Origin of the sequence: Microbacterium deminutum, assembly GCF_039530205.1 — a bacterium.
Classification (GTDB): Bacteria; Actinomycetota; Actinomycetes; order Actinomycetales; family Microbacteriaceae; genus Microbacterium; species Microbacterium deminutum.
Genome location: NZ_BAAAOG010000003.1, coordinates 205346 through 232178 on the forward strand (window position 1 = coordinate 205346; position 26833 = coordinate 232178).

The window sequence follows — 26833 nt, forward strand, 5'->3', positions numbered from 1 at the left end:
AATGCTCCACACATTCATAGACCGCGCGCTCGTGCGGCTGCGCGACACGATCGAGGACGACCGCGGCGACGTCCCCGGCTGGGTGCTCATCACGCTCATGACAGCGGGCCTTGTCGTCGTGATCTGGGCTCTGGCGGGACCGGCGCTGTCGGGCCTGTTCGAGCAGGCGATCTCGCGCGTCTCCGGCTTCTGACGCCGTGCGCGGCATCCGCTCCGCCGTGCACGGCATCCGCTCGCGCGTGCGCAGGGCGGTCGCCGACGACGGCGGATCGAGCCCGGTCGAGTTCATCCTCGTCGGGACGATGCTGACGCTGCTCACCCTGGGTGTGCTGCAGCTCGGGCTGTCGATCTACGTGCGCAACGTCGTCCACGACGCCGCAGTCGAGGGCGCGTTCCACGCCGCGCTCGCCGACACATCGCTGGATGAGGGCGCGCGGCGGACGAGGGAGATCGTCACCCGCACCGTCGGCGCGGACTACGCGACAGAGATCGACGTCCGCGAAACCGATCGGCTCGGGCATTCCGCCGTCGAGCTGACGGTGCGGGCGACGCTGCCCGTCGTCGGCCTGCTCGGCGCACCGCTCGCGATGGAGGTGACGGCGCATGCACCCGTCGAGTCGTTCGACTGAGACCCGCGTCGACGATCCCGACCGGGGGTCGGCTGCGCTCGAGTTCATCGTCGTCGGGCTGCTCCTCCTCGTGCCGATCGTCTACCTGATCGTGTCGCTCGGCGTGATCCAAGGGCAATCGCTCGGTGTCGAAGCGGGGGCCCGGCACATCGCGCGCGCCGTGTCGCAGGCGGCGGATGCCGGCTCGGCGCGTGGCGTCGCCGCCCAGGTTCTGGATTCCGTGGTCGAGGAGTACGACATCGACCCGGCATCGATCCACTTCACGATGGAGTGCGTACCCGCCGGTGCGAGGTGCCCCGAGGCCGGCACCACGCTCGTCGTCACACTGCGCACGAGGGTGGCGCTGCCGCTCGTGCCGCCGGTGCTCGGCCTCGATCGCCTTGCGAGCATCCCGGTGGAAGCGTCTTCCGCGCAGAAGGTCTCACGATTCTGGGACGAGAGGTGAAGCGCGTGCGCGACGCCTCGGGCGGCGACGACGAGGGGAGCGTGCTGCTGCTGACGCTCGGCTACGCCGTGCTGGCGATCGCGGTGATCCTGGTCTGTGTCGACGCGACGAGCCTGTACTTGACGCAGAAGCGCCTGGACGCGATGGCGGATGCGGCGGCCCTCGCCGGCGCGGATGGCTTCACCCTCACGGTCGTCGATGGCGGACCTGTCGCGACGCTGACCGATGGCGCGGTGCACAGCCAGGCCGAGGCGCTCGTCACTCAGCTGGGCGGGGGAGCGACCCTGGTGTCCGCGGGCACTCCGGACGGTGTCTCGGCGCGGGTCACGGTCGCGGACGTGTGGCATCCGCCGATGGTCTCGCTCTTCGTGCCGGAGGGCGTCGGTCTGCAGGCGACGGCGACGAGCCGCACCGCGCTTCACTGAGTCCGCCCAGTGACTGCGACCCGCCCTAAGCTCGCGGTGTGAGTAACAGCCCACCCCTCAGGCCGCGGGGGAAGTACGGGATCGACGCCCCCTGGGTGCCGTGGCTGTGGCTCGGGATCGGCGCTGTCGGGGTCGCGCTGGCGGTGTTCTGCCAGACCTGGGGCACCGGATGGTGGGTCGTGGTCACCACCTGGTATTTCGTCGTGCTCGCGGTCCTCGGATTCATCGGCGCCGCGCTGTTCTGGCACGCGTCGCTGCGTGGCAAGTTCGTGATCTGGAATCGGATGCTGCGCCGCACCGTGCTGCCCGATCGTGCGCGAGTGCTGGACCTCGGCTGCGGCCACGCGGCGGTCGCGATCATGGTGGCGCAGCGGTTCCCCACTGCGACCGTGACAGGCATAGATCTCTGGCGCAGCATCGACCAGTCCGGCAACTCGATCGAAGCGGCGCGCCGCAATGTCGAGCTGAATCGGGTCGGCGACCGGGTGAAGCTCGACACGGGCGACATGACGAAGCTCCCTTACACCGACGGATCGTTCGACCTGGTGACCGCCAGCCTGTCGATCCACAACATCCCCACGCCTGAAGGCCGCCGCGAGGCCATCCGCGAGGCGGTGCGTGTGCTGGCGCCACGCGGCCGCATCCTCGTCGCCGACATCCAGCGCATCCGCGAATACGAGGCCGAACTGCGTGCGCTGGGCTTCTCGGTGACCGGTCCCTCGCGTCTCGGCTGGCGGGGCTGGTGGAGCGGCCCGTGGATGTCGACATCCGAACTCGACGCCGTGCGCTGAGACGGGCTCGGGGCCCACCCGCAAGCGGATGAGCCCCGAACCCTGCACAGGGTCAGCCGACGTCGTGCCCGTGGACCGGCCCGTGACCGCCGTCGTGGCCCTTCACCGGCGTGGCCTCGAACGCCTTCGTGATCTCCTGGCTGAAGGTGTTGCCCGCGGCATCCTTCGCGGTCACCCGCAGGTCGACCCAGCCACCTTTGTCGCTGACCGGCACCTGTCCGGTGAAGGCGCTGACGTACGCCCGTGACTTCACGAACGTGCCGCCGTCGCCCGCCACCGCACCCTTGGGCGCATCTGTCCAGGCGGACCTCAGCGAGATCTTCGTCCACTTGCCGCCTGCGGTGCGCGCCTCGAGGGTCGCGCCGGTGATCCTGCCCGAGTCGTCCGCGCCCGCGACATGGCCGAGCTCGAGGCCGAGTGTGACCGACGAGCCCTTGCGGCGATCGGCTCCGACGCGTCCGTCCTTGCCGATCTCGACGTCGTAGTACGCCTGGATCATCGGAAGCAGGTGGAACTCGTAGTCGTCGACGGCGCCCGTCGCCGTGAAGTTCCACTCCGAGACGGTCTTGGTGGATGACGGGATGTGCGAGCCGTCGTGCGTGGCCGCGCTCACCACATGCCAATTGTGCGTACCGTCGGGGATGTCCGACACGTTCGCGCCCTGGTACTTGCTGGCCGCGTGCTGCACGCCGTCGATCCAGACGTCGGTGAGCTGCTGCACCGGGGCGTTCTCGGCATACGTGTCGAACGAACCGGTGTGCGCCGAGTCGATGCCGTCACCCCAGCCGGGAATGTTGACCTGCGCGAACGCCGAGGTGCGGTAAGGCACCCAGTAGCCCGTGGCGACGTAGGGCCGCACGATGCCGCCGTAGTAGCCGGTCTCGATGTGCTGACCGGGCTTGTAGGTGCGCAGCGTGTCGCGCATCTCCCACCAGTCGTCGAGGATCATCACGTCCTGGTTCCACTGGACCTGGTCGGTGTTGACCCATTCCGCACGGGTCATGCCACGCAGCGCCCGCATCGGGTAGCCGCCGCTGTATCCCACCTTCGGCGCGAAGTCGGCGCGGAACTCGCCCATCTCCTCCTTCTTGCCGTAGTAGGTGGTGTCGATGCGTGCGAGCTTCTTCGGCGCGTAGTGCAGGTCCGCCGGGATCTGGCCATCGCTGAAGCGAGCGATGTCGTAGATCACGTCCGAGTACCGCACGCCGACGGCATCCACCGTCACAGGCTTCTTCGCCAGCTCGCCGAGGAGGGCGCGTCCTTCGACACCGCTGATCCCGGCGACCGGGATGGCGACCGACGACTCGAAGTCCTCGGATCCGACCCACGAGCTGAACTCGGCATCCTCGTTGTTCGCGAGGATGACCATCTTCGCGCCCGCGGTGGCCGCGTTCGCGACGGCCCGGGATGCCGACACCTCCTCTGATCGGGTGACTACGGCGATCTTTCCGGCGACCTTGGCCGCCTGGACATCGGCGACGCTGCCCTTGCCGGCGTTGACCGCGCGGCCCGAGAGCTTGCCGTCGAGGAAGGTCGAGCCGGCCTGGATGATGGTGTCGAGCTGCTTCCTGCCGGCTGCGACCGTGAGCATCGGCTTCATCACACGCCAGCGCGTGGTGAAGTCGACGTCGGCATCGGTCGGCTTCATGGGCTGTGCCCACATCTCGTCGGTCCACACCGGCATGATGGCGCTGCCCCGCAGTCCGTCGGCGGTGAAGTCCATGCGACGGAATGCCTCGTCGAGCCCCCTCTTGCCGAGGTCGAGTGTCACCTGCTGGGCTGTGCGGGCGTCGAGGGCGACCGAGCTGTCCTTGTCCAGCGTGATGTGCGGGTCTCCGACCAGCACCTCCGCCTTCGTGTCGGGCGTCCGGTCGAGCTCCATGTAGGACATCACGGAGTAGTTGCCCTTCATGAGGCGCAGTGTGGTCTCCCCCTCGACGGCGACCGGGTCGACGATCTGCTCGTCGGCGTTCCACAGCCACGCGTAGGTGAGGGTCTGCTCGCCCGCGAAGTCGGTCGACGTGATGTGGAGGTCGTACCGCTCCGCCTCGGCGATCGTGCCGAGCGCCGTGCGGGTCACGGGCTTGCCGTCGAACGAGCCGACCAGCACGCCTGAGAGCTGCGTTCCTGCCGGCACCTTCGCCGGGTCGACAGTCATGGTGAGGCTGCGCGTCTCGCCGGCCGGGATGGTCAGGCTGTCGGCATCCATCGTCAACGCGTTGAAGGCCGCGTCGACCGAGAGCGGTCCGGGCCCGCCGTCGCCACCGCTGGGCGTCGTGTCCTTCAGCGACGCGTCGAGCGCGACCGTCACCTCGGCGTCGGAGCGGTTCGTGAAGTCGATCCTGCGGACGACCGGGGTCGGCTCCTCGCCCCACATGAGCATGCCGAAGTCGCCCGAGCCCGACGCGATGACCGGAGCGTCGATCGCCGCCGCGACGTTCACCACACCGGTGCCGCCCTGGTAGGGCGTGTACCCGACGTCGGTGGTGGTGCTGACGAGTGCTGCCCGCAGCTGTGCGGCGGTGTACTCCGGATGCTTCTGCTTGACGATCGCGGCTGCACCGGCCACGTGCGGCGTCGCCATCGACGTGCCGCTCATCGTGACGTACGAGCCGTCGCCGGGGCTGTCGGCGGAACGCGCCGCCGTGACGTTGTTGCCCGGACCCGTGAGGTCGGGCTTCATGGCGCCCGAGCGCGACAGCGGGCCCTGGCTCGAGAAGTACGAGAGCGCTCCGCTCGGGTCGTCGACCGAGCCGACGGTGAGCGCCTGCTCTGCGGCACCCGGCGAGCCCACGGTCTCGGGCGCGCCCGAGTTGCCGGCCGCCACGACGAAGAGGGCGCCGGTCTCGGCGGAGATCTTGTCGAGCGCCTCGGACATGATGTCCTTGCCGTCGGATGCGCCGAACGAGCCGAGGCTCATCGAGACGATGGGGGCGTGCCGGCCCGCCCACTCCATTCCCTCGATGATCCAGGAGTCCTGGCCGGTGCCGTCAGCACCGCCGAGCACCTTGCCGATGAGGAGGGTGGCGCCGTCGGCGACGCCGCGGTTCTTCCCGCCGCTCGCGGCCCCCGTGCCCGCCACCGTCGAGGCGACGTGCGTGCCGTGTCCATGGATGTCGGTGTAGACGTCCTCGCCGGGCACGAAGCTCTTGGAGTCGGATGCGATGTGGCCCTGCAGGTCGGGGTGCGTGTCGTCGATGCCCGTGTCGAGCACGGCCACGGTGACGCCGGCGCCGGTGTAGCCCTCGGCCCACGCCTCGGGCGCGTCGATGTAGGGAACGCTCGAGTCGAGCGTCGCCTTCACCTTGCCGTCGAGGTGGATGGCGGCGATGCCGCCCGCGAGCGAGGGTCCGGCCGAGAGAGAGCGGGCTGTGGGTGCCGTGAGCGCCTGCCACGCCGCAGCGGTGTCGGTGTGGTCGATCGTGGCTGCGGCAGCGTCGATGCTGAGCAGCTCCGCCTGCACGTCGAGCCCTGGGAGGGGAGCGGAGAAGGTGCGCGGGCCGGCGGCATCCTGCTCGACGATGATCGGCGTGGCGGCGACGGACGCGTCGTCGTAGCCGTACTCGATCAGCAGCGAGACGTTGAACAGGTCGGGGTCGAGCAGTCCCGCCGCGACGTAGGGGGTCGCTCCATCGGGAACGACGTGCAGGTCGCCGGCGGCCTCGTACATCTTCACGCCGGCACCGGGCTGGGCCGTCGTAACCTCGACGGTGTGCTTGCCGCCTGCGATGTCGGTGACCTTGACCCGATCGCCGGTGATCAGTGTGACGGTGTGGGAGCTGCCGGCAGCCGCGGCTTCTCGGGGGGAAGGGGAAGGTGGCGCAGCGGCTGCCGGCAGGGCTGTGGCGCCGACGGCTGCGAGCCCGATCGCGAGGCCGCTTGTGGCGGCGACGATCGAGCGCAGACGACGGCCGGATGACGTCGGTCGTGACATGCGAGGGCCTCTCTGGGGAAGGGGATCCACCCGAACCTACGATGGCGCGCGGCGTATGGTTGTGGCGGAGAAATGCCATGGCCGGGATCCGCCACGGTGTCCCATGGCGGAGAGGAGCGGCGTGCTCGAAGCGCTGGGACTCGATGACGCGCACACGGCCGTGTACCGGAGTGTGCTGGGGGTGCCCGCCGCATCCGCGAAAGAGGTCGCGTCAGCGGTCGGGATGCCGGTCGCCAGGGTGAGGGCGATCATCGACGAGCTCGAGCTGCTCGGGCTGCTCGCCCGTCAAGCCTCTCCGTCGGGCCGGGTGGTGGCATCCCCGCCCGCGATCGCGCTCAAGCCCCTGCTGCTGGAGCGCGAGCGAGGGCTCACTCGTGCGCACGAGGCGCTTCTGGACCTGAGCGAGCTGTACCGCCAGTCGGCGGAGCAGCGCAACGCCGCCGACGTGGTGGACGTGATCCTCGGGGTCGAGGCGGTGCGTCAGCGCGTGGCGCAGCTGCAGGCCGCCGCCACTCGCGAGGTTCGGGTCCTCGTGCTGAGCGATGTCGCGTTCATGACGTCGGATGAGAACGTCGAAGAGGATCGCGCGGTCGCGCGCGGCGTCCGCTACCGCGTCATCGTCGAGAGCGCGGTGCTCGAGCGCCCCGGGTTCGTGGCGGCGGCGCGTGAGGCCGCGCACAGCGGAGAGCAGGTGCGCGTGCTGTCGGCCCTGCCTACTCGGCTGTTCATCGGCGACGACGACATGGCGCTGCTGCCGATGCGGTCACGCGGCGAAGGGCGTTCGGCGGGGGCCCTGCTGGTGAATCCCGGCGGTCTGCTCGACCTCGTCATCGCGATCTTCGAGGAGTACTGGTCGAGCGCGACGGACTTCCTCTCGGATGGAGCATCCGTCGACGGCCCGGACCGGCTCGATCGGGACCTGCTCAAGCTGCTGCTTCTCGGCCTCACCGATGCCGTCGTGGGATCCCAGCTGGGCATCTCGGTGCGAACGGTGCAGCGCCGGATCGCCGAGCTCATGACGCGCGCGGGCGTGACGACCCGCATCCAGCTGGGCGCCGAGGCCGTCCGGCGCGAGTGGGTCTGACGACCCTTCGGTCGTCGAGCGCGGGCGCACAGCGCCCTAGGCGAACCACGCACGCCCTCCGGCCGGCGAGCGCATGCCCCGGGACGGCACGCGCACGCCGTCCGGTCGGCGAGCGGCATCCGATATTCGGAGAACGCGCCGGATTTCGGATGCCGCTGCCCGTGGTGACCCGGTATCGGCGGCGATCCCCGAATCTCGGAGGATGGCCAGAGCGCCGGGGGTCGCCCGGGCCCCGGGATGCTCAGCGAGGGACGTCCCGCGGCACGAACCTCGGCACCCACCGCACGAACGCGAGGGCTCCGACGAATCCGAGCACGCCGACGGCTCCGACGGCGATCGAGAGCGACGCGATCGCCGTGATGGCCGAGACCAGCAGCGGCGACACCGCGCCACCGGCATCCGTCAGTGTGCGCCACGATCCGAGGAAAGGTGCGGGGTCCGCCTTGGGTGCCACATCCGCCCCGAGCGTGAGCAGGATGCCGCTCGACAGCCCGTTGCCGACCCCGAGCACCGCGGCGAAGACGCCGAACCAGAGCTCGGCCGATGCGAGGTCGTGCGTGAAGGCGAGCGCCAGGAATCCCGCCCCCATCAGGATCATTGCAGGCAGGGCGGCCCACAGCCGCCCGAACCTGTCCATGACCTGGCCGCTCGCATAGAACAGGGCGAAGTCGATGGCGCCCGAGACACCCACGACGAGCGCGATGGTCTGCGCGTCGAGGCCGATCGACACGCCCCACAGCGGCAGCACGACCTGGCGCGCGGAGCGGACGGCCGAGAGGGATGCCGCCGCCAGCCCCAGCCGTGACAGCACCCGCCGATAGCGCCACATGGTCTTGAAGACGCCATCCCGTCCGCCCTCAGCCCTTCGCAGCGCGGCGGTGGGGATCGATCCGGTGACCGCCTCACCGGTGTCCTCCGCCATGATCGGCTCGTCGCCGGCCGCCTCTGGCTCGGCCCCGATCAGTCGTTCGGGATCGGGCCCGAGCAGCACGAGCAGCACGGTGGCCGCGAGGCATCCGCCGAAGAACCAGATGGCCGCGAGCTCGCTGCCGAACACGGCCAGCAGCCCCGCCGCGATGAACGGGCCGACGAACATCCCGAGGCGGAAAGTCCCGCCGAGCAGCGACAGCGCCCGCGCCCGGAATGCCAGCGGCACGCGGGTCGTCATGAACGAGTGGCGGGCGAGGCCGAAGGCCGCCGCGCAGAAGCCGATGAGGAAGACGGATGCCGTGAACACCCCGAGGGCCGGTGCGAGGACCATTCCCAGCACGCCGATGATCGACAGGGTTCCCGCGATCGCCATGGTGAGGCGCTCGCCGAGGCGGGCGACGGTCCAGCCGGCAGGGATGTTGCCCCAGAGCTGTCCCACGACCAGCGCCGACGCAACGAGGGCGGCGGTTGCGACATGCGCCCCCATCTGCGCCGCGATGACCGGGATCAGCGGGATGACGGCGCCCTCGCCGAGCGCGAACAGCACGGTCGGCCCGTAGATCATCGGTCCGAACCGCAGCAGCACCGTCGAGGCGCGGTCACTCATCCGTCGCCTGGCCGTCCTGCGCCCACGGTCGTCCGGTGGCCGCTTCCGGGTCGTTGAGCGAGCCGAAGGCGAGACGAAACGCGCTCAACCGCCCGACACGCTCCTCGCCGCTTCGCTCGCTCGACGACCGAGAGCCGCGGGCGGGACGAAACGGCGGTCACCTCTTCCACGTTAGTCTGGACTGTCATGCTCGATTTCGATCTGTCCGCCGACATCCAGGCCCTTCGCTCCACATTCGCCGACATCAAGTCCGTTGTCGACGTCGACGCGCTCACCGCCGAGATCGCCCGGCTGAGCGAAGAGGCCGGCGCTCCGGACCTCTGGGACGACACCGACAAGGCGCAGAAGGTCACGAGCGCGCTGAGCCATCGCCAGTCCGAGCTCGCCCGTATCACCGGGATCGAGAGCCGCCTCGACGACCTCGAGGTCATGGTCGAGCTCGCGAACGAGATGGACGACGAGGACGCGGCCGAAGAGGCGCGCCACGAGCTCGCCGAGCTCGAAGACATCGTGGGCCAGCTCGAGGTGCAGACACTGCTTGACGGCGAGTACGACGAACGTCCCGCGGTCGTCACGATCCGCGCCGGCGCGGGTGGGGTGGATGCCTCGGACTTCGCCGAGATGCTCCTGCGCATGTACCTGCGGTGGGCGGAGCAGCACAAGTATCCGGTCACGATCATGGACTCGTCGTACGCGGAAGAGGCGGGCATCAAGTCGGCGACGTTCGAGGTGGACGCGCCCTACGCGTTCGGCACGCTGAGCGTCGAGGCAGGCACGCACCGTCTCGTGCGGATGAGCCCTTTCAACTCCGCAGGCAAGCGGCAGACGAGCTTCGCCGCCGTCGAGGTCATCCCGCTCCTGGACGAGGCTGTCGAGGTCGACATCCCCGAGTCCGATCTGCGCGTCGACGTGTTCCGGTCCTCGGGACCCGGTGGCCAGTCCGTCAACACCACCGACTCCGCTGTGCGTCTGACCCACCTGCCGACCGGGACCGTCGTGTCCATGCAGAACGAGAAGTCTCAGATCCAGAACCGCGCCGCCGCCATGCGCGTGCTGCAGTCCCGTCTGCTGATCCTGCAGAAGGAGCAGGAGGCCGCGATCAAGAAGGATCTCGCCGGCAACATCACGGCGAGCTGGGGCGACCAGATGCGCTCGTACGTGCTCGCGCCGTACCAGATGGTCAAGGACCTCCGCACCGAGCACGAGGTCAACAACCCCTCGGCGGTCTTCGACGGCGATCTCGACGGTTTCATCGCCGCCGGCATCCGCTGGCGCAAGCGTCCGAGCGGGGACTAGCGAGCCTTCCGAGACTCGGCGCGGGCTAGTATCGCCGCATGCGTGAGGTGTGGGGGGACTCCGGACCAGCCGTGCTGCTGCTTCCGGGTGGGGCCGAAGCTGTCGAAGGCTTCTATCCGGGGCTGATCGAGGGGCTGATGGCCGATCCGGGCTGCCGGGTGATCCTGTACGACCGGCCCGGCACCGTCGGCTCGGGCGTCGAAGGAGGTCTGGCCGACGCCACGACCGCCATCCACGCGAGCCTGAGCGAGCTCGGGACGGGCCCGGTCGTGGTGGTCGGGCAGAGCCTCGGCGGTGCGGTGGCGGTCCTGCTCGCGCGCGATCACCCAGAGGACGTGGCAGGACTCGTTCTACTGGACCCCACGCCCGTCAACGATGTGAAGCTCTCCCGGCAGGTGGAGCGCACGGCGCACACCACCGGGCGCCTCTCGACCGTGCCCGGCATCGGCTGGGTGCTGTCCGCGCTCGTGCGGTCGAGCGCCGAGCGTTCGGTGAAACGGCACGGGATGAGTCCCGATGTCGCGGCCGCGATGCGCAAGATGTCGGATGTCGATCTGCAGGGGCTCGGCGAGTCCGCGGTGGGGCTCGAAGCGCTCGCCCGGGGATTCCACGAGTCGCAGCTGCCGCATGTGCCTGCTGCCGTGGTGACGGCGGATCGCAAGTCCGACTCCACGATCCGGGCGGCCCACCAGCGGCTGGCGACTGCCCTCGACACGCCGCTCCTGTCGTGGTCAGGCGCCGAGCACGCGGTGCACCTGAGCCATCCGGAGCAGGTGCTCGAGGCATCCCGAGCCGTCCTGCGAACGGTCGGCGTCGGCTGAGCCGGCGCGGGGATTGACCCGCACGCGGATGCCGCGCCCCCGGGTGTCGCGGCCCACCCCCGCGGGTGGCCCGCTTAGGCTCATCAGGCAATGATCCGGTTCGAGAACGTCACGAAACGCTTTCGCGGCACCGCGAAGCCCGCCCTCAGCGATGTCGACTTCGAAGTGCTCCGAGGGGAGTTCGTCTTCCTCGTCGGTCCCTCCGGTTCGGGCAAGTCCTCGTGCCTGCGGCTGATCCTGCGTGAAGAGACTCCGAGCGACGGGCGGGTCGTCGTCCTCGGCCGCGACCTTCGCACTCTCTCGAACCGCAAGGTGCCGTACTTCCGCAGGCACATCGGTGCGGTGTTCCAGGATTTCCGGCTGCTGCCGTCGAAGACCGTCTTCCAGAACGTCGCGTTCACGCTGCAGGTGATCGGCACGTCCCGCGGATTCATCCAGCAGGCCGTGCCGGAAGTGCTCGCGCTCGTGGGCCTCGCCGGCAAGGAGAAGCGCTTCCCGCACGAGCTCTCCGGCGGAGAGCAGCAGCGCGTCGCGATCGCGCGGGCACTGGTGAACCGGCCGCAGGTGCTCCTCGCGGATGAGCCGACCGGAAACCTCGACCCGGGGACATCCGTCGACATCATGCAGCTGCTCGCGCGCATCAACGCCGGGGGCACGACGGTCGTGATGGCCACGCACGAGGCCGGCTTCGTCGACCAGATGCAGCGGCGGGTCATCGAGCTGCAGCACGGCGAGATGATCCGCGACGAGCGCCACGGCGGGTACGGCGATACGTCCGGGCTTCCCAGCCTCGCGCCCGAGCCCGAGCGCGGAGCGGCCGCGGTCGCGGCGCTCACCGCGGTGCTCGAGGTGCAGCGCGAAGCCGCGGCGGCGATCGATCCCAGCCTCGAGCCGATCGACCTCGCGCCCGAGTCCGAGGACGACCAGCTTCTCGCCGCTGACGAGATTCCGGATGCCGTGCACCGCGACCCCGAACCCGAAGACGTCGACGAACCGACGCCGGCGGGCGTGGCATCCCACACCCCGCAGCTGCCCGTCGCAGACATGGCCGACGTCGACGTGGCCGAGCTGGGATTGGCCGACCGGCTGGGTCTCGGCGAGACCAGTCCTGACGACGAAGTGGGGCCGACCTCGTGAGGGCGGGACTGATCCTGTCCGAGGCGTTCTATGGACTGAGGCGCAACGCCTCGATGGTGATCTCGGTGGTCCTGGTTACCTTCGTGTCGCTCACGTTCGTCGGCGCCGCGATGCTCATGCAGATGCAGATCGGCACGATGCGCGACTACTGGGCCAACCGGGCGCAGGTCGCGGTGTTCATGTGCTCCGCGTTCTCGCAGCAGCCGACGTGCACCGGGGGCGTGGCCACGAAGGACCAGCTCGATCAGGTGAAGGCGACGCTCGACAGTGCAGCGCTCTCGCCGCTCATCCGCGACGTGCGCTTCGAGACGCAGCAAGAGGCGTACCAGAACGTCATCGATCTGCTCGGCAAGGACTACGCGAGCGTCATCACGCCGGACCAGCTCAACCAGACCTTCTGGATCAACCTCGTCGACCAGAAGCAGTCCGACGTGATCATCGAGGCGTTCACCGGGATGCAGGGCGTCGAGCAGGTGCAGGATCAGCTGCAGTATCTCGAGCCGCTCTTCTCGGCTCTCACCGTCGCCACCTACATCGCGGTCGGCATCGCCGCACTGATGCTGATCGCGGCGGTGCTGCTGATCGCCACGACGATCCGTCTGTCGGCCTATGCGCGACGGCGTGAGATCGGCATCATGCGCCTGGTCGGGGCATCCAACCGCTTCATCCAGACCCCGTTCATCCTCGAGGGCGTGTTCGCCGCGCTGATCGGATCGATCCTGGCCAGCGGGGCGGTGATCGCCGGCGTGCATTTCGGCGTCGACGGCTACCTGCGACAACGTGTCGACTTCGTGACGACCTGGGTGGGGATCCCGCAGGTCTGGCTCGTCATACCCGTGCTGATCGGAATCGGCATCGTCCTGGCCGCTTTGTCGGCCGGGTTCGCCATCCGGCGGTGGCTGCGCACCTGAGTCGGTTAGACTGACAGGCTGCCGCGCGGGCCCCTCGACACGCCGAGGGGGACCGGCTGAACCATGCGGCATCCGATCGAGGAGTCATCATGCCCAGGGAACGCGGTGAGAAGGTCGTCGCGACCAACCGTCGCGCGCGCTTCGACTACGACATCGAGAAGACGTACGAGGCCGGGCTCGTTCTCACGGGCACCGAGGTCAAGTCGCTGCGGCAGGGCCGCGCGAACCTGACCGACGGCTACGCCTACATCGACGGCGGAGAGGCGTTCCTGGATGCCGTGCACATCCCGGAGTATTCGCAGGGACACTGGACCAACCACGCCTCGAAGCGCACCCGCAAGCTGCTGCTGCACAAGGACGAGATCATCAAGCTCTCGCATGCCGTCTCGGCGGGTGGCTACACGCTCATCCCGATGAAGCTGTACTTCTCGGACGGCCGGGCGAAGGTCGAGATCGCGGTCGCAAAGGGCAAGCGCGAGTACGAGAAACGCCAGACGATCCGCGAGCGCGAAGACAAGCGCGAGGCCGAGCGCGCGATGCGCTCGAAGAACCGCCTCGGCGAGTGACGCGCCCACTCGGTCGTTGAGCGAAGCCGCGAAGCGACCGAGTCGGAACGCGCGGACCGTTGCTCGACGGTTCGGCGCGTTCCGTCTCGCTCCCTCGCTCGACGATTGAAGCGCTCAGCGCGCGACGAACCGTGCTTCGACCCCGGCTGTCACCACGATGTCTTCGGGCTCGAGCTGCACCGACGGTGCCGCGCCCCCGGCATCCATCGCGAACGACGCCTTCGCCATTCGCATCATCTCGGGGGGCCCACCGGCGGAGTCGCGGTGGTCGAGCAGTCCGACATCCGCGATTTCGAGCGGCGAGATCGATGCGAGCCCGACGGCTCCCGCGTAGGCCGTCGCGCGCTCCACCGCGACCTTGACTGCCTGCGAGGCCACTTCGGCCTCGATCCGCTTGGCGGTCGCCGGAGTGAGCCGCCACTCGACGCCGTCGACTTGGATGCCGTCGCGCTCGGCGACGTCGCTCACCCACCACGACAGCGACGCGAAGTCCGCGAAGGTGGCCGTGATCTCGACCGACGCGTACTGCACGAGGGCGAGCTGCTTGCCCTCGGAGTTCCACGGCCGATTCGCCCACACCGACACGTGCTGACTCGACCACTCGGTCACGACGCCGCTGTCCTTGCGCGTCTCGAGGTCGTCGCGAAGCGGAGCGGCGAGGCTCGACATCCGCTCGACCACCTCGCCCCGGTCGGGACCTTCGGTGCGCACGGACAGCCGGACGACGCCCTCCTCAGGGGCGATGCGAGTCTCGTGCTCGCCACGGACGGTGATGACGACTTCGCTCATGAAGTCGAGCCTATCCGCGGCCCCGGAATGGCAAGTGTCGGGCATCCGTTGTAGTCTGATGTGCTCGGATGCCGCGGCATCCGGTCTTGAAACTCCACAGTGTGACAGCGGCCACCTTCGAAAGAGGGATACGGGGATGATCGGTTTCGACATCGCCTGCGATTCTGCGAGAAGCGGGCCGAGGATGCAGGGTTATCTCGTAAACGATCTCTGCAAAACAATAAGTGCCAATGCAAAGCGCACTGAGTTCGCCCTCGCTGCCTAAGCGAGCCTGAACTCCGTCAGACCGTAGGCGTTCCCGCTACGGACCCTGGCGTCATCTAGGGGACTTGCTGTGTGACGGCGTCTGGACGTCACGCGGGACTCTTCCCAGGCTGGGCTCGTCGACTTAGGTGTCTGTGACAAATGTCGGAGCCGAGCAGAACGTCTTCACAGAATGCGCCCGGAGAAGGCGCAGATACTCAGCGATGGACGGGGGTTCGATTCCCCCCATCTCCACCAAGCCGCTGTCACGGTGGGATTCGATGAAGGCCTGGAGGCACGTGCTTCCGGGCCTTCGTCGTGTCCTGTGGGATCCTGCCGGGTCCGCACGTGCAGCGCTCTGTCGGTCTCAGGTGCGCCGGAGTATCGTCGCGGGCGAAGCGGAGGGTCGAACGAAAGGAAGTGGTCACCGTGTTCGAGGGTGCACGCGGTACGGCAGTCATAGCGGCGGCGGACATCGAACGCGCCAGATCGTTCTACGAGGATGTTCTGGGTCTGGCGCCGGAAGAGGTGCTTCCCGACGCGGAGTCAGTGATCTATCGTCTGGGTGGCGTGCCATTGATGGTGTACCGGTCCGGGTTCGCGGGAACGGCGCAGAACACCGTTTTCGCGGTGGAGACGGACGACCTGGATCGGGACATGGCGACGCTGCGGGAGAAGGGTGTGGTCTTCAAGGATTACGACTTCCCGGGCCTCACTACTGTGAACGGCGTGGCCGATCTGCCGGGTGAGAGAACGTCGTGGTTCGAGGACAGTGAGGGCAATATCCTCGCGTTGAATCAGCGACTCTGACTGCCGCGGGCGCGCGCCCCCGTTGCCGCGCCTGGTGCCTCCGGATACGTTGAGGAGGTCGACCCTCGCCACCCAGCTCCTGGGAGGTTGTCATGGTCACCATCGCGCGCCGCTCCGCTCGCACCACCGCGAGTCTGGTGCTCACAGCCGCGCTCGCTGTCGGAGGTGTCGCACTCGCGGCTCCGGCATCCGGGCTTCAGAGCGCACCATCTGCCGCGACCGGCCGCTCGGCGCCACCATCTCCGTCGACGTCCACCGGTTACGGCGGCGCGGTGGCGTCGGTGGATGCCGACGCGAGCAGGGTGGGCCTGGAGGTGCTGCGCCGCGGCGGCAACGCCGCCGACGCGGCTGTGGCGACCGCGGCGGCGCTGGGCGTGACCGAGCCGTACAGCGCCGGCATCGGCGGCGGCGGATACTTCGTGTACTTCGATGCCAAGACCGGCAAGCTGTCCACGATCGACGGACGTGAGACGGCCCCTGCCGCGATGCAGACCACTGCGTTCATCGATCAGGCGACGGGCAAGCCGTATGTGTTCGCCGACGCGGTGTCGTCGGGGCTGTCGGTCGGGGTTCCCGGCACCCTCGCCACGTGGGAAGCGGCACTCGACCGGTTCGGCACGAAGTCGCTGCGGCAGATGCTGGCGCCCTCGATCGCGCTCGCTGCACGCGGCTTCCGGGTCGACCAGACGTTCGCGGACCAGACAGCGGCGAATGCGCAGCGGTTCGCGGCCTTCCCCGCGACGGCGAAGCTGTTCCTTCCGCACGGCGCCCCTCCGGTGGTGGGATCCACCTTCAGGAACCCCGATCTGGCGAAGACGCTCGCCAAGATCGCACTGCGCGGCACCGACGTGTTCTACACGGGCGCGATCGCCGACGACATCGCCGCTGTCGTGCAGCATCCCGTCACGACTCCGGGCACCACGCTTCCCGTGTATGCGGGGTACATGAAGGCTGCCGATCTCGCGGGGTATTCGGTCGTCGAGCAGGCCTCCACGCATGTGGATTACCGCGGGCTCGACATCTACGGGATGGCGCCGTCGTCGTCGGGTGGCACGACGGTGGGGGAGTCGCTGAACATCCTCGAGAACTTCGATCTCTCCGCGGCGAACACTCCCGAGGCTCTGCATCTGTACTTCGAGGCGACCGCCCGCGCGTTCGCGGATCGCGGCGCCCACGTCGGAGACCCGGCCTTCGTGGATGTCCCGACGAAGACGCTGCTCAGTCAGGACTTCGCCGACGCTCGCGCATGCACGATCGATCCGAGCGCGGCTTCGGTGAAGCCCCTGGCTGCTGCGCCGCTCGACGCAGCGGGCTGCGACGCCGCCGCAGCGGCGATGGCCCACGATTCCGAGAACGTCTCGACCAGTCACCTCTCGGTCATCGACAGGTGGGGCAATGCCGTCGCGTACACGCTGACGATCGAGCAGACCGGCGGCTCGGGCATGACGGTGCCCGGTCGCGGGTTCCTGCTGAACAACGAACTCACCGACTTCAACTTCACACCGACGAGCACGACGGATCCGAACCTCGTCGAGCCGGGCAAGCGGCCCAGGTCTTCCATGTCGCCCACGATCGTGCTCGACCACGGCAAGGTTCGCTATGTGGTCGGCTCGCCCGGTGGGTCGATGATCATCACTACCGTCACGCAGGTGCTGATGAACCGCATCGATCTCGGGATGACGCTGCCCCAAGCGGTCGCCGCGCCCCGAGCATCGCAGCGGAACACGGCGACGGTGGCGGCTGAGCAGTCGTTCCGGGATGCGTATGAGAGCGCACTGACGCCGTTCGGCCATCAGTTCACGACATCGCCAGAGATCGGAGCAGTGGCTGCGATCGAGGTCGGCCCGCATGGGCTGCTCACGGCGGCTGCAGAGCCGGTGCGTCGCGGAGGAGGGACTGCGCTGGTGGTCAAGCCCGCCAGGTAGCGCGTTCCGAGGGTTCGAGGGGTTCGACTGTGGATAAGTCGAGTTGTCCACAGATTCCTGCGTGATCTGGGGTTTATGCCTTGGGGTGTCGGAACCCCTCGGCAGAATCGAGGTATGAACTTCCCGCTCGGCGACCTCACCGCGATCGTCGGGGTGCTGGGTGATCTGCTTGCCGAGTCGCTCTCGATGGACGCCCATCGCGCACTCGGCGACGAGGAGCTGATGGATGCGGTGCGCACGGCCGAGCATCTCGGACGGTGGGTGGATGCCGCTCGGCTGACGCTGGCCGGTGAGGTCGGTCGCCGAGCCGACTCGGACTTCGGTGACGACCGCATGACCTCGCGATTCGGGTGCGGCTCCGCCGCGGAGCTGCTCGAGCGCGCGACTCTCATCTCCGGCGCCACGGCTCGGGAGCGCCTTCGGCAGGCGAAATGCATCACGAGCCGCACGACGTCGACGGGAGGGCATCGACCTGCGCCGCTCGACCGCGCACGAGCAGCATTGGCGGCCGGCCGGCTCAGCAGCGACGCTCTGGCAACGGTTGCCGACGTGCTGCGCCCGATCGAGGCGCGCTGCACTGCCGACGATCTCGCGCTAGCCGAGACCGAACTGGTGCTCGCCGCGGTCGGTGACGACACCCAGGCACCGTGCAGCATCCACGAGCTGCGCATCATGGCGACCACGTGGGCCCTGTACCTCGACGCCGACGGCGAGCTCCCGGACGAACAGCACGCCGAGCGCATGCGCGGAGTCCGCCTCGGGCGGTCGCGTCGCGGGCTGCGCCGGTTCTCCGGAGAGGTCACCGACGATGTCGGTGCGCAGCTGGAACGACTGCTCGATGCCCACCTGAATCCGCGCGTGCAAGACCGCGGTCCACGCTTCACCGGCCCGGGTCAGTCCGACGAGGAGGATGACGAGCACATCCTCGATCCCCGCACCGCCGACCAGAAGCGGCACGACGCGCTCGGGAGCATCCTCTCCGCCGCCGCCGCCGCGGCCGAGACCCCGACGCTCGGCGGTGCGGCGCCCACGCTCATCGTGACTGTCAGTGCGGATCAGCTCGAACGCGCCGACGGCGTTGCATTCGTCGATGGACCGGACGGGCAGGCTCCCGTCCCGGCATCCATCGCCCGCCACGTGGGATGCCACGGCACCATCCACCGGGTCACGTTCGGATCGGATGGTGCGATCAAGGCGCTCACCGTGACAGACCGTGTCTTCACCCACTGGCAGAGGAAGGCCGTCGGCGCTCGCGACGCCGGCTGCGTCATACCGGGGTGCCGCGTCCGCGCGGCATGGTGCGAGGTGCACCACGTCATCGACCATGCCAGCGGTGGGCCGACCGATACGTCCAACGGTGTGCTGCTCTGCTGGCATCATCACCGCACGATCGAGACCAGCGGCTGGGACATCCGTATGGGTGCCGGTGTCCCACAGGTGAGACCACCCGCGTGGGTGGACCCGCAGCGAAACTGGCGGTGCGCGAACCGGGTGCTGCATCGAGAACTCGAACGCGCGAGATCGGCATGAACACGCTCATGCGTGGCGCGGCCGGCCGGCGCTCATCCGCGCCGCGGAAAGTTTCCGACCCCTCCGATGTGACGTACGGTACGCGCTCGCTCGACGACGATCGCGAGGGACCCCACGATCCACAGCGGGAACTGCGTGACGAACGCCAAGCGGAACGCATCGAGCGAATACGTCTCGGGTGTGCCCGCGCCCTGTATATCGAGTGCCAGTCCGATGAAGAGGATCGCGAGCAGCGCCGCGAGGAACCCTCCGCCGTTGACGATGCCGGTGGCTGTACTGAGGCGGTGGCTCGGATTGAAGGCACGGGCGTGATCGAACGCGATCATCGACGCAGGACCGCCGGTCGCGAGGGCGAACATGAGCACGATCAGCAGCCACACCGGCGCGGGGCCGGGCCACAGGATCACCACGAGCCACATGAGCGCCTGGAAGACGACGGTCGGCAGTACAAGCCACCGTGATCGCCGGGTGGGATGCCGACTCGAGAGCGCACCGATGATCGGACCGCTGATGACGCCGAAGATGACGAGCGAGGTCATGACGAGCGACGCGGCAGCAGGTGTCAGCCCCTCACCCGCCGTCAGGAACGGGAAGCCCCACAGCAGCATGAACGCGGTCCCCGCGAAGGGCGTCGTGAAGTGCGACCAGAACCCGAGGCGCGTCGCGGGGTGGCCCCACGACGCGCGGAAGCCCTCGCGGAGGTCGGCCGACGATCGCACGACCCGCACGGCTCCGGTGTCGGTGTTGATCGAGACGTCGACAGGGTCCGAGGCGCGTCCGGGTGGACGATTGCGGATCACCGCGAACGTCAGCACCGCGAACAGCACCGCGAGTCCGGCCAGGCTGCCGAATGCCACGCTCCAGGAAGTCGCATGAAGCAGCGCCGCGAGCGGGATCACCGCCACGATCTGACCGAGTTGCCCGATGATTCCCGTGAGCTGCACCAGCACGGGCGCCCGCTGCCTCGGAAACCACGTCGCGATGACCCGCAGCACGCTCGGGAACACCGCGGCGTCGCCCGCACCGATCAGGACCCGCGCCAGGATGCCGACACTCACGACGTCCGCGAACGCCATGATCCCTTGGCCGATGGCCATGAGCACCATGCCCATCGCGATGATCGGGCGCGCGCCGAACCGGTCGAGCAGCAGCCCGACCGGGATCTGCATGGCGCCGTACACGGCCAGCTGGATGACGGCGAACATCGACAGAGTCGAGGCATCCGCGTGGAATCGCAGCTGCGCGTCGACGCCCACCGACGACAGCGACGTACGGTTCACGATCGCGACGACATAGGCCAGGAGGCCGATCGTCCACACCGTCCACGTGCGCCAGCCCGGCGCGACAAGGCCGGTCATGCGCGGCAAACGGGCTCCTGTGCGTCGATGGTGGGGATGGATGCCGAAGCTCGGCCTCCGTCCCCAGGCTATCCCGGCGCAGGGCGCCGCTATCGATCAGTCCAGATCTCGTCCATCTCGATCTGGTGCCCCAGCACATTGGTCGCGGCCCGATGACCCGAGTACAGCGCAGCAGGAACCGTCGCAGGGTCATCCGTCCACGTGGCCTCGCCGGCGAGGTGGAGCACCCCGCCGATCGGCCTCGCGAGATCGTCGTGGTCGGCGGTCCTCGATCCGATGGTCATGTAGGCGTACGCGCCATGAGCGAAGGGATCGTCCTGCCAGTGCGTGACGTGCACGTGCGTCGGCTCCTCGAGACGGTCTCCGTAGAGGCGCCGCAGCTGGGCCAGCACCGAATCGACGACCCGCTGTTCGTCCCACCCGCGCGTCTCGACGGCCGCCCGCCCGGCCGCGAAGGTCAGCAGCGTGGGCGTGCCGTGCAGCGCGGTGAGGTCGTACCAGGAGTGCCACCAGCCCGCCTCGGGGCCCTGCTGCCGGATCGCATAGACCCCGTCATCCCAGAACTTCGTCGGGAACCGGAGGATCACCTTCTCGAACGCGTTCATCTTGAGCCTGCGCAGCGCGCCCGCGACGGGTTCTGGGAGCGGCGGTTCGATGGCGAAGCCATCGGACTGCAGCACGCCGACCGGCACCGTCACCACGACGCTGCCCCCCGAGAACCCGCCCCGATCCGTCGACACGGTCGCGCCCTCCGCCGCCCATTCGACCCGCGAGACGACGTGATTCAGCCGCACATCCAGGCCCTCCGCGAGTCGGGCGGGAAGCCGGTCGTAGCCGTCGGGGAAGACCACCTCGTCGCCGTCGGCGAAGTCGTCGTCGAGACCATGGGCGGCGAGATCCTCGATCCACGCGCCGTACTGCTCCTCCGAGCGGTGTTCCATGTACTCCCGCACACGCTGGGCGCGCTCGGCATGCCACCCCTGCTGAGCGATCGCGATATCGGTCACATCGCGGTACGAGGCATCGGGAGCCGAGTCGGCGACCACCCCGAGAAGCGTCGCGTCGACTGTGTGGATGTCGTCGATGCTGCGCTGGGCGGCGGCATCCGAGAGCCGCTTTCCATCCGGACCGTAGTACGCGATCGGGCGGCTGTCGGGCTGGTATCCGCCGACCGTGAACTCGACGGTGCGCATGCCGAACGCCTCGGCCGCCGCCGCGACCGGACTGTTGTTGATGCCGTGGATCCACGACGCGCCGAGGTCCGTGATGAGCCCGTCGCGGCGATCCGTCCAGACACGGCCGCCGACGCGGTCGCGAGCCTCGAGCACCACGACGCGATGGCCCGCCCTCGTCAGCAGCCGGGCGGCGGTCAAGCCGGCCACTCCTGCCCCCACCACGATCGTGTCGAAGTGATCCACCATCGGCCTTCTTCCGTAGCGCCTGCGTCACCCGCTGTGTCCGACGCTATCGAGCCGCTCGGCTCGGCGCGAGATGGCCCTGGATGGTTCCGTCGGCGCGGCCGTGCGGCAACGGGAGTGTCGGGGCGCAGGTCAGATGTGCCGCGGGTGGGTGATCGTGCTGAGCCAGCGCATGAGCGTGAGCATGACGCGTTCGGCTCGCGTCGTCTGGCTGAGAACCGTCCAGGTCTGCGCGTTGCGCGGATCTGCGATCATGGCCGACCTCCCCTCCTCGAATCGAGGTTCATGACGTGATCCCGAGTCCTAATCTCGGGGTCGCATGAAGGAGGAGTCGGGTGACCCTCTCGTTGGTACATCCGCCCCGACGCGTTCGCGCTGGGCGCCGACGACGGGACCGCGCCGTCAGTCGGGGAGGAAGTACTCGCGGGCGAGCGGGGCGACCTCGACGTCATCCGCGTCGGCCCGTGTGACCCAGCGGAGCTCGGCGATCTCGGCCCCGACGACCGGACGCTGCGACCCGATGTCCACATCGAACACGTCGGCGACGACCAGGAAGCCGGGCTCGTTCGCCGCCCCGGCCGTGAAGCGACCGAGTCCCCGCAGATCGTCAGGATCCACCCGGATGCCGAGCTCCTCCGCCAACTCGCGGCTGAGCGTCTCGCCGGCGGACTCGCCGGGCTCGGGCTTGCCGCCCGGCTGCATGAATGCCGTCGTGCCGGCCTTGCGCACCAGCAGCAGCCTGCCGTCGGCATCCACGATGACCGCCGCTGAAACGTGGATCGATCGAGGCTCGGGCAAGGACGTCACTGTCGCACGCTAACAGGGTCTGCCCATTCGGCCGACGTTATGATCGCGTGTGCCTCCCGAGACCTCTGCCAGTGCAACCCTGCCGCCGGGCGGTATCGATCCGGCGGATCTCCGAGCCACCCTCAGGGTGCTCGACGGCATGGCCGGACTCGACGAGACGCATCCCGACTTCGTCGCCGTGCGCCAGGCCACTGCGAAGATGTTCAAGGCCGTGAAGAAGGTGCGCCGCCGCGAGATCCGCGATGCGATCGCCCGGGCCGACCGCGAAGTCGTCGCCGCCACGGCGACCGGCGCGGCCGACCGGATCGACGACGAGACGCGCGGCATCCCGATCAGCAGCGCGACCAGGGCGCCGACCGCCGGAACGCTCATCAAGGCGCGCGGCTGCTACATCTGCAAGCAGCCGTACACGGTCGTCGACGCGTTCTACCACCAGCTGTGCCCGACATGCGCGGGGATGAGCCATGCCAAGCGGGACGCCCGCACCGCCCTGACCGGCAGGCGCGCTCTGCTCACCGGTGGGCGGGCGAAGATCGGCATGTACATCGCGCTGCGCCTGCTCCGGGATGGCGCGCACACGACGATCACGACCCGCTTCCCGCGGGATGCAGTCCGTCGCTTCAGCAGCCTGCCCGACTCGCCCGAGTGGATCGATCGCCTGAAGATCGTCGGGATCGACCTGCGCGACCCGGCTCAGGTGATCGGGCTGGCCGAGGACATCGCGGCGGCGGGGAGTCTCGACATCCTGATCAACAACGCGACCCAGACCGTCCGCCGCTCTCCCGGTGCGTATCAGCCCCTGGTCGATGCCGAGCTCGCTCCGCTGCCGAACGGTCCGCTGCCCGAGCTGGTGACCTTCGGTCGCACGAACGACCGGCATCCGCACGCGCTCGAGCGGTCCGTGACCGCGCACCCGATCCTCGCCACTGCGGCTGCGCGTGCCGACGAACTCACCGAGCAGGCGATGGCGGCGGGGTCGAGCTCGCTGGAGCGGCTGGCCGCGGGAACCGCGATCGATGCCGGCGGGCTGATCCCCGACATCCATCACACGAACTCGTGGACGCAGCGCGTCGGCGAGGTCGACCCCCTCGAGATGCTCGAGGTGCAGCTCGCGAACACCACGGCGCCGTTCCTGCTGGTCTCGAAGCTGCGGCCGTCGCTCGCGGCGAGCAGCGCGCGGCGCACCTACATCGTGAACGTCAGCGCGATGGAGGGCGTCTTCGGTCGCGGATACAAGGGGCCGGGGCATCCTCACACCAACATGGCCAAGGCGGCTGTGAACATGCTCACCCGCACCAGCGCACGGGAGATGTTCGAGACCGACCGGATCCTCATGACGAGCGTCGACACCGGCTGGATCACCGACGAGCGACCGCATCCGACCAAGGTGCGCCTCGCCGAAGAGGGCTTCCACGCTCCGCTCGATCTCGTCGACGGCGCGGCCCGCGTCTACGATCCGATCGTGCGCGGCGAGGCCGGCGAGGACGTCTTCGGCGTCTTCCTCAAGGATTACGCGCCCGGCGCATGGTGAATCTGCCCGCTCCCGGTCATCGCGTGGTGGTGCGCTATCTGCTGCCCTCCGGGCAGACGACGGATGCGCTCGGGATGCTGCTCAGTGCGGATGCCGAGACGCTCGTGGTCGACGGCAAGCGCGGCGTCGAGCGCATCGCGGTCGAGGACATCATCGCGGCGAAAGAGGTGCCGCCCGCACCCGGCCCGCGTCCGAACCGCCGGGATGTCGGAGACCTCCGCTAGCTTGCAGGAATGGCTGCTGATCCCGACGTGCTCGAGTGGCTGCTCGACTCCGATCCGGTGCTGCGCTGGCAGGTGGAACGTGACCTGGCGGGCGCCCCGCCGTCGACGTGGCAGGCGACGCGTGCTCTGGTCGCGACGCAGGGCTGGGGCGCCCGACTCCTGTCGAAGCAGGACGCGGACGGCCAGTGGGCGGGCGGCTCCTTCTTTCCGGCTGGCTTCTTCGGAAGTGCCGAAGCGGAGCAGCCCGGTCAGCCCTGGGTCGCCACGACGTGGGCGCTGAAAGACCTCCGGGAGTGGGGACTGGATGCCGCCGCGCTTGCCGGGACCGCCGAGAAACTCGCGGCGAACAGCCGCTGGGACTACAACGATCTGCCGTACTGGGACGGCGAGATCGATGTGTGCATCAACTCCTACACCCTCGCCGGCGGCGCCTGGCTCGGCGCCGACGTCTCGGCGCTTGCGGAGTGGTTTCCGGCGCACCGCCTCGCCGATGGCGGCTGGAACTGCGAGGCCGAAGAGGGCAACTCGACCCGTTCGTCGTTCCACTCGACGCTCAACGCCGTCCGGGGCATGATCGCCTATGAACGCATCACGGGCGACACGAGCCTCGGTGACGCCCGCCGGGGCGGCGAGGAGTATCTGCTCAGCCGCCGGCTGCTGTATCGGGCGAGCACTGGCGACGCGGTCGGGGATTTCACACTGAAGTTCGTCTACCCGAACCGCCACCGGTACAGCGCTCTTGCCGCGCTCGATCACTTCCGCGACGTCAGCCGCCTCGACGGCACGCAGCCCGATCCCAGACTCGGCGACGCGGTCGACGTGGTGCGCGGGGCTCGGCGGTCCGATGGTGTGTGGCTGCAGGGAGCCCCTCTGCCCGGACGGACGTGGTTCGACGTCGACGCTCCCGAAGGCGAACCATCGCGATGGCTCACGCTGTTCGGCACGCGCGTGCTCGATTGGTGGGACTCAGCGGATCGTTGAGTTCGTGAACACCGGTTCACCGCTGCCGAGGTAGAAGATCCCCGGATAGTTCTCGAAGCTCTGCGGAGTGGGCTGACCGCTCGCCGCGTAGACGTTGTCACTGCTCACCGATTCGTCGATGTAGAGGTGGCCGGTACGGGAGTTGCTGACGTAGAAGATCGCGCTCCCGCCCGCCTTCGCCGAGTTTCGCTGGATCAGCGAGCCCGGGATGCGCAGATCGTAGGTGCCGCCGTCCGTATAGGTCGCGCCACCGCTGCCACCGCCCGGAGTGCCCGCTTTCGCGGGGTTGGCGCAGCACCCCACCGCATCGCTGTCGGTGATGAGGCTGTTGACGATGGTGATCGGCGTGCGCAGCCCGCTGACGGCACCACCATTCGAGCAGCTGTTCCCCTGACCGTCCGTTCCGCCGAATGTGCCGTGCACGATGGCGACCGGATCCTGGTTCTTCGCCGCGTAGGAGTCGTCGAGGTCATTCGGCGTCGCGGAGTGCTGAGCGAGCACCCGGATCGCACCGCCCCCGAGATCGGCCTCAGCGCGGGGTTGATGGTACGTCCCCCCAAGGGGGCTCCGCCAGTCCCTGGTACAGCCGACCCTGCCGCGCGCACACTGGATCGCGGTTCGATGGACGTGACCGACAAGGAGCAGACAATGCACACACGCACACTCGGCCAGGGCCTCGAGGTCTCGGCGATGGGACTCGGCGCCATGGGGATGTCGATGAGCTACGGCCCGAACCCCGGCGACCGCGACGACATGATCGGCGTCCTCCGCTACGCCGTCGAGCAGGGAGTCACCCTCATCGACACCGCGGAGGTCTACGGTCCCTACGACAACGAAGAGCTGGTCGGCGAGGCGATCGCACCGATCCGCGATCAGGTGGTCGTCGCCACGAAGTTCGGGTTCAACATCGTCGACGGGCGGATGGATGGCGTCAACTCGCGCCCCGAGAACATCCGGCGTGCAGCGGAGGGCTCATTGCGACGGCTCGGCGTCGACTCGCTCGACCTGCTGTACCAGCATCGGGTCGACCCGAACGTCCCGATCGAAGATGTCGCGGGCACCGTCGGCGAGCTGGTCCGCGAGGGCAAGGTGAGGCATTTCGGACTCTCCGAGGCCGGCGGCCCGACGATCCGCCGCGCTCACGCGGTGCATCCCGTATCCGCCGTGCAGAGCGAGTACTCGCTGTGGACGCGGGACCCCGAACCCGAGGTGCTGCCTACCTGCGCGGAGCTCGGCATCGGGTTCGTGCCGTTCAGCCCGCTCGGCAAGGGTTTCCTCACCGGAACGGTCGCGGCCGACGCGACGTTCGCGCCCGGTGAGATCCGCGCCCGCGTTCCGCGATTCGAGGAGGAGAACCTCAAGGCGAACCTGTCGCTGGTCGACCACGTCCGCGAACTGGCCGCCGCCCGCGGTGCCACCCCCGGCCAGGTGGCACTCGCGTGGCTGCTGGCGCAGCATCCGTTCATCGTCCCCATCCCCGGAACCCGCCGCCGTGAACGGGTCGACGAGAACGCGGGCTCGACGGCGGTCGCGCTGTCGTCCGACGACATCGCGGACTTGAACGGGCTGGTGGATACGCTCGGCGTCGCCGGCAACCGCTACGACGACGCCGGAATGGCGGCCGTCGGGCTCTGATCTCGC

Annotated in this window: 26 protein-coding genes and 1 other RNA gene; 19 read left to right on the top strand and 8 right to left on the bottom strand. The window is 68.9% G+C overall.

Annotation, left to right across the window (positions count from 1 at the left end; all coding sequences use genetic code 11):
- Position 1: 1 nt before the first annotated feature.
- Genes ABD212_RS11205 through ABD212_RS11225 form a run of 5 tightly spaced genes read left to right on the top strand, consistent with a single transcriptional unit; the run spans position 2 to position 2290 of the window.
- Positions 2-193, top strand: coding sequence for a hypothetical protein (locus tag ABD212_RS11205; RefSeq protein ID WP_344094576.1), 192 nt, complete (start codon positions 2-4; stop codon positions 191-193).
- Between the two features lie 13 nt (positions 194-206).
- Positions 207-629 carry a TadE/TadG family type IV pilus assembly protein gene (locus ABD212_RS11210; protein ID WP_344094743.1) on the top strand — a complete coding sequence of 141 codons (423 nt, stop codon included), beginning with the start codon at positions 207-209 and terminating at the stop codon, positions 627-629.
- Complete coding sequence (locus ABD212_RS11215) at positions 604-1074, top strand: TadE/TadG family type IV pilus assembly protein (protein ID WP_344094579.1); 471 nt, start codon at positions 604-606, stop codon at positions 1072-1074. The genes ABD212_RS11210 and ABD212_RS11215 overlap by 26 nt, the downstream gene beginning before the upstream one ends.
- 5 nt (positions 1075-1079) lie before the next feature.
- Positions 1080-1499 carry a pilus assembly protein TadG-related protein gene (locus tag ABD212_RS11220; protein ID WP_344094581.1) on the top strand — a complete coding sequence of 140 codons (420 nt, stop codon included), beginning with the start codon at positions 1080-1082 and terminating at the stop codon, positions 1497-1499.
- A gap of 38 nt (positions 1500-1537) precedes the next feature.
- On the top strand, positions 1538-2290 hold the full coding sequence (locus ABD212_RS11225; RefSeq protein WP_344094583.1) for a class I SAM-dependent methyltransferase: 753 nt from the start codon (positions 1538-1540) through the stop codon (positions 2288-2290).
- A 52-nt stretch (positions 2291-2342) separates the two neighbouring features.
- Here the strand turns inward: ABD212_RS11225 and ABD212_RS11230 are convergent, their stop codons facing one another.
- Positions 2343-6224 (bottom strand): S8 family serine peptidase, encoded by a 3882-nt coding sequence (locus tag ABD212_RS11230; RefSeq protein WP_344094585.1) that lies wholly within the window; start codon positions 6222-6224, stop codon positions 2343-2345.
- 121 nt (positions 6225-6345) lie between these two features.
- Here ABD212_RS11230 and ABD212_RS11235 point away from each other — a divergent pair, with 121 nt between their 5' ends.
- Entirely contained in the window at positions 6346-7308 is a 963-nt protein-coding gene (locus tag ABD212_RS11235) for a transcriptional regulator TrmB (protein ID WP_344094588.1), read from the top strand.
- Between the two features lie 241 nt (positions 7309-7549).
- Here the strand turns inward: ABD212_RS11235 and ABD212_RS11240 are convergent, their stop codons facing one another.
- A complete protein-coding gene (locus tag ABD212_RS11240; protein ID WP_344094590.1) occupies positions 7550-8845 on the bottom strand; it encodes an MFS transporter in 1296 nt (431 codons plus the stop codon).
- A 186-nt stretch (positions 8846-9031) separates the two neighbouring features.
- Between ABD212_RS11240 and prfB the strand changes: the two genes are divergently transcribed.
- From prfB to smpB, 5 genes are all read left to right on the top strand, one after another.
- The gene (gene prfB, locus ABD212_RS11245; protein WP_344094594.1) at positions 9032-10141 is read left to right on the top strand and encodes a peptide chain release factor 2; all 1110 of its coding nucleotides are present in this window, start codon (positions 9032-9034) and stop codon (positions 10139-10141) included.
- Positions 10142-10179: 38 nt separating this feature from the next.
- Positions 10180-10962, top strand: a complete 783-nt coding sequence (locus ABD212_RS11250) for an alpha/beta fold hydrolase (RefSeq protein WP_344094597.1) — start codon at positions 10180-10182, stop codon at positions 10960-10962.
- 90 nt (positions 10963-11052) lie between these two features.
- Positions 11053-12099, top strand: a complete 1047-nt coding sequence (gene ftsE / locus ABD212_RS11255) for a cell division ATP-binding protein FtsE (protein WP_344094600.1) — start codon at positions 11053-11055, stop codon at positions 12097-12099.
- The gene (gene ftsX, locus ABD212_RS11260; RefSeq protein ID WP_344094603.1) at positions 12096-13010 is read left to right on the top strand and encodes a permease-like cell division protein FtsX; all 915 of its coding nucleotides are present in this window, start codon (positions 12096-12098) and stop codon (positions 13008-13010) included. Before ftsE ends, ftsX begins: the two co-directional genes overlap by 4 nt.
- An 89-nt stretch (positions 13011-13099) precedes the next feature.
- Positions 13100-13576, top strand: a complete 477-nt coding sequence (gene smpB / locus ABD212_RS11265; protein WP_344094606.1) for an SsrA-binding protein SmpB — start codon at positions 13100-13102, stop codon at positions 13574-13576.
- 114 nt (positions 13577-13690) lie between these two features.
- Here the strand turns inward: smpB and ABD212_RS11270 are convergent, their stop codons facing one another.
- Positions 13691-14365 carry an SIMPL domain-containing protein gene (locus tag ABD212_RS11270; protein WP_344094609.1) on the bottom strand — a complete coding sequence of 225 codons (675 nt, stop codon included), beginning with the start codon at positions 14363-14365 and terminating at the stop codon, positions 13691-13693.
- 132 nt (positions 14366-14497) lie between these two features.
- On the opposite strand from ABD212_RS11270, the gene ssrA reads away from it, so the two are divergent.
- The 4 genes from ssrA to ABD212_RS11290 all read left to right on the top strand — a co-directional run bounded on the left by ssrA (position 14498) and on the right by ABD212_RS11290 (position 18873).
- Positions 14498-14866: a transfer-messenger RNA gene (gene ssrA, locus ABD212_RS11275) on the top strand.
- A 162-nt stretch (positions 14867-15028) separates the two neighbouring features.
- Positions 15029-15418, top strand: a complete 390-nt coding sequence (locus tag ABD212_RS11280) for a VOC family protein (protein ID WP_344094612.1) — start codon at positions 15029-15031, stop codon at positions 15416-15418.
- 92 nt (positions 15419-15510) lie between these two features.
- Positions 15511-17343 carry a gamma-glutamyltransferase gene (gene ggt, locus ABD212_RS11285; protein ID WP_344094615.1) on the top strand — a complete coding sequence of 611 codons (1833 nt, stop codon included), beginning with the start codon at positions 15511-15513 and terminating at the stop codon, positions 17341-17343.
- Between the two features lie 114 nt (positions 17344-17457).
- A complete protein-coding gene (locus ABD212_RS11290; protein ID WP_344094618.1) occupies positions 17458-18873 on the top strand; it encodes an HNH endonuclease signature motif containing protein in 1416 nt (471 codons plus the stop codon).
- Positions 18874-18905: 32 nt separating this feature from the next.
- On the opposite strand, the gene ABD212_RS11295 is transcribed toward ABD212_RS11290, so the two are convergent.
- From ABD212_RS11295 to ABD212_RS11310, 4 genes are all read right to left on the bottom strand, one after another.
- A complete protein-coding gene (locus ABD212_RS11295; protein WP_344094621.1) occupies positions 18906-20231 on the bottom strand; it encodes an MFS transporter in 1326 nt (441 codons plus the stop codon).
- Between the two features lie 89 nt (positions 20232-20320).
- A complete protein-coding gene (locus ABD212_RS11300; RefSeq protein WP_344094745.1) occupies positions 20321-21649 on the bottom strand; it encodes a flavin monoamine oxidase family protein in 1329 nt (442 codons plus the stop codon).
- A 132-nt stretch (positions 21650-21781) separates the two neighbouring features.
- Positions 21782-21904: a hypothetical protein gene (locus ABD212_RS11305; protein WP_344094624.1), complete on the bottom strand. Its 123-nt coding sequence runs from the start codon at positions 21902-21904 to the stop codon at positions 21782-21784.
- A gap of 147 nt (positions 21905-22051) precedes the next feature.
- Complete coding sequence (locus ABD212_RS11310; protein ID WP_425561261.1) at positions 22052-22456, bottom strand: NUDIX hydrolase; 405 nt, start codon at positions 22454-22456, stop codon at positions 22052-22054.
- A 49-nt stretch (positions 22457-22505) separates the two neighbouring features.
- On the opposite strand from ABD212_RS11310, the gene ABD212_RS11315 reads away from it, so the two are divergent.
- From ABD212_RS11315 to ABD212_RS11325, 3 genes are read left to right on the top strand one after another with little or no spacing between them, the layout of a single operon-like run.
- The gene (locus ABD212_RS11315) at positions 22506-23987 is read left to right on the top strand and encodes an SDR family NAD(P)-dependent oxidoreductase (protein ID WP_344094627.1); all 1482 of its coding nucleotides are present in this window, start codon (positions 22506-22508) and stop codon (positions 23985-23987) included.
- Positions 23981-24211, top strand: a complete 231-nt coding sequence (locus ABD212_RS11320; RefSeq protein ID WP_344094630.1) for a putative acetyltransferase — start codon at positions 23981-23983, stop codon at positions 24209-24211. The genes ABD212_RS11315 and ABD212_RS11320 overlap by 7 nt, the downstream gene beginning before the upstream one ends.
- Positions 24212-24220: 9 nt before the next feature.
- A complete protein-coding gene (locus ABD212_RS11325) occupies positions 24221-25192 on the top strand; it encodes a squalene cyclase (RefSeq protein WP_344094632.1) in 972 nt (323 codons plus the stop codon).
- Here ABD212_RS11325 and ABD212_RS11330 read toward each other — a convergent pair.
- On the bottom strand, positions 25178-25693 hold the full coding sequence (locus ABD212_RS11330; RefSeq protein ID WP_344094634.1) for a hypothetical protein: 516 nt from the start codon (positions 25691-25693) through the stop codon (positions 25178-25180). The two genes, ABD212_RS11325 and ABD212_RS11330, sit on opposite strands and share 15 nt — an antisense overlap.
- 147 nt (positions 25694-25840) lie before the next feature.
- On the opposite strand from ABD212_RS11330, the gene ABD212_RS11335 reads away from it, so the two are divergent.
- Positions 25841-26827, top strand: a complete 987-nt coding sequence (locus ABD212_RS11335) for an aldo/keto reductase (protein ID WP_344094636.1) — start codon at positions 25841-25843, stop codon at positions 26825-26827.
- The last annotated feature ends 6 nt before the right edge of the window (positions 26828-26833 follow it).

What these genes read in the sequence shown, in the direction of transcription:
- ABD212_RS11270 (WP_344094609.1), bottom strand. Translation starts at nt 14,365, where the DNA reads ATGAGCGAAGTCGTCATCACCGTCCGTGGCGAGCACGAGACTCGCATC.
- prfB (WP_344094594.1), top strand. Translation starts at nt 9,032, where the DNA reads ATGCTCGATTTCGATCTGTCCGCCGACATCCAGGCCCTTCGCTCCACA.
- ABD212_RS11290 (WP_344094618.1), top strand. Translation starts at nt 17,458, where the DNA reads ATGAACTTCCCGCTCGGCGACCTCACCGCGATCGTCGGGGTGCTGGGT.
- ABD212_RS11250 (WP_344094597.1), top strand. Translation starts at nt 10,180, where the DNA reads ATGCGTGAGGTGTGGGGGGACTCCGGACCAGCCGTGCTGCTGCTTCCG.
- ABD212_RS11325 (WP_344094632.1), top strand. Translation starts at nt 24,221, where the DNA reads ATGGCTGCTGATCCCGACGTGCTCGAGTGGCTGCTCGACTCCGATCCG.
- ABD212_RS11320 (WP_344094630.1), top strand. Translation starts at nt 23,981, where the DNA reads ATGGTGAATCTGCCCGCTCCCGGTCATCGCGTGGTGGTGCGCTATCTG.
- ggt (WP_344094615.1), top strand. Translation starts at nt 15,511, where the DNA reads ATGGTCACCATCGCGCGCCGCTCCGCTCGCACCACCGCGAGTCTGGTG.
- smpB (WP_344094606.1), top strand. Translation starts at nt 13,100, where the DNA reads ATGCCCAGGGAACGCGGTGAGAAGGTCGTCGCGACCAACCGTCGCGCG.
- ABD212_RS11305 (WP_344094624.1), bottom strand. Translation starts at nt 21,904, where the DNA reads ATGATCGCAGATCCGCGCAACGCGCAGACCTGGACGGTTCTCAGCCAG.
- ABD212_RS11240 (WP_344094590.1), bottom strand. Translation starts at nt 8,845, where the DNA reads ATGAGTGACCGCGCCTCGACGGTGCTGCTGCGGTTCGGACCGATGATC.
- ABD212_RS11335 (WP_344094636.1), top strand. Translation starts at nt 25,841, where the DNA reads ATGCACACACGCACACTCGGCCAGGGCCTCGAGGTCTCGGCGATGGGA.
- ftsE (WP_344094600.1), top strand. Translation starts at nt 11,053, where the DNA reads ATGATCCGGTTCGAGAACGTCACGAAACGCTTTCGCGGCACCGCGAAG.
- ABD212_RS11295 (WP_344094621.1), bottom strand. Translation starts at nt 20,231, where the DNA reads ATGACCGGCCTTGTCGCGCCGGGCTGGCGCACGTGGACGGTGTGGACG.
- ABD212_RS11205 (WP_344094576.1), top strand. Translation starts at nt 2, where the DNA reads ATGCTCCACACATTCATAGACCGCGCGCTCGTGCGGCTGCGCGACACG.
- ABD212_RS11215 (WP_344094579.1), top strand. Translation starts at nt 604, where the DNA reads ATGCACCCGTCGAGTCGTTCGACTGAGACCCGCGTCGACGATCCCGAC.
- ABD212_RS11230 (WP_344094585.1), bottom strand. Translation starts at nt 6,224, where the DNA reads ATGTCACGACCGACGTCATCCGGCCGTCGTCTGCGCTCGATCGTCGCC.